The 1397-nt window shown below is 64.9% G+C and carries 1 protein-coding gene; it reads left to right on the top strand.

The window, feature by feature from the left end:
* Positions 1 to 95: 95 nt before the first annotated feature.
* Positions 96 to 1364 carry an IS256 family transposase gene (locus D8Z78_RS24310; protein ID WP_121634756.1) on the top strand — a complete coding sequence of 423 codons (1269 nt, stop codon included), beginning with the start codon at positions 96 to 98 and terminating at the stop codon, positions 1362 to 1364.
* The last annotated feature ends 33 nt before the right edge of the window (positions 1365 to 1397 follow it).

Below are 1397 nucleotides of genomic sequence, written 5' to 3'. Positions count from 1 at the left end.
GAGCTATGCGTGAAACTGGGTGACGGGGTTTGAGAGGGCGGCGTATCGTGGCGGGTGATCAAGCCTGCCAGAACTTCCAAGAGGAACGATACGCCATGGAGAAGACTACAGACATCATCCCCCTTCGTCAGCCGGAATCTGTCGATGACCCTCTGACCGAGATCGCCCGCGATGGCGCGCGCCGCATGCTGGCTGCCGCGCTGCGGGCGGAGGCCGACGCCTTCGTTGCCGAGTATGCTGAAGAGGTCCTGCCGGACGGCCGCCAGCGGGTTGTCCGGCACGGATACGGGCCCGAGCGCAGCATTCAGACCGGGATCGGGGCGCTCGACGTCCAGCGCCCGAAGGTACGCGACCGCGCCACCGACGTGCCGGCCGACCAGAAGATCCGGTTTACCTCGGCGATCCTGCCGAAATGGGCGCGCCGCTCACGTAGCCTCGATGCGCTGTTACCGGTCCTGTATCTGCGCGGGATCTCAACGGGCGACTTCCAGGAGGCGCTGGCCGCGATCCTGGGGAAGGATGCGCCGAACCTGTCGCCGAGCGTGATCTCGCGGCTGACCGGGGAGTGGCAGCAGGACTATGACCGCTGGCAGCGCCGCGCTCTCTCTGCCCGTCGATACGTCTATATCTGGGCGGATGGCGTGTACCTGCAGGCCCGGATGGAGCCGCAAGCCGAATGCATGCTGGTCATTCTCGGGGCCACGCCCGAGGGGAAGAAGGAACTCGTCGGCTTCCAGGTCGGCCTGCGCGAAAGCGCCCAGAGCTGGCGGGAACTCTTGGTCGACATCAAGGCGCGCGGCCTCGCGGTTGCGCCCGAAATCGCCGTTGGCGATGGGGCCATGGGGTTCTGGAAGGCGCTCGACGAGGTCTTCCCGGGCACGAGGCATCAGCGGTGTTGGGTTCACAAGATCGCTAACGTCCTGAACAAGTTCCCCAAATCCATGCAGACGGCGGTGAAGGCTGACCTGCGAGAAGTCTGGCAGGCCGAAACCCGCGCCGCTGCCGAAACCGCCATGGACACCTTCGCCGAGAAATATGGCGCCAAGTACGAAAAGGCGGTCACGTGCCTGACCAAGGACCGCGAGGCGCTTCTCGCCTTCTACGATTTCCCGGGCGAACACTGGGATCACCTGCGCACGGGCAACCCGATCGAGAGCGTCTTCGCCACCGTCCGACATCGGACCGTGCGCACCAAGGGTGCGCTCTCGCAGAAGACGGCGAAGCTGATGGTCTTCAAGCTCGTTCAGGCCGCAGCCAAGACGTGGCGGCGCCTGAAGGGCGCGAACCAGTTGCCTTTGGTCATCAAAGGCGTCACATTCACCGACGGTGTCGCCCAGAGCCTCGCAGAAAACCGCGCCGCCTGATCAGGCCCCGTCACCCAAAATCCCGCATAGCTC

The sequence above is a fragment of the Tropicibacter alexandrii genome (assembly GCF_003667315.2).
In the GTDB taxonomy this organism is placed as follows: domain Bacteria; phylum Pseudomonadota; class Alphaproteobacteria; order Rhodobacterales; family Rhodobacteraceae; genus Tropicibacter; species Tropicibacter alexandrii.
Note: the sequence above shows the minus strand (reverse complement) of the source record. Positions and strands in the feature narration are given on the sequence as shown.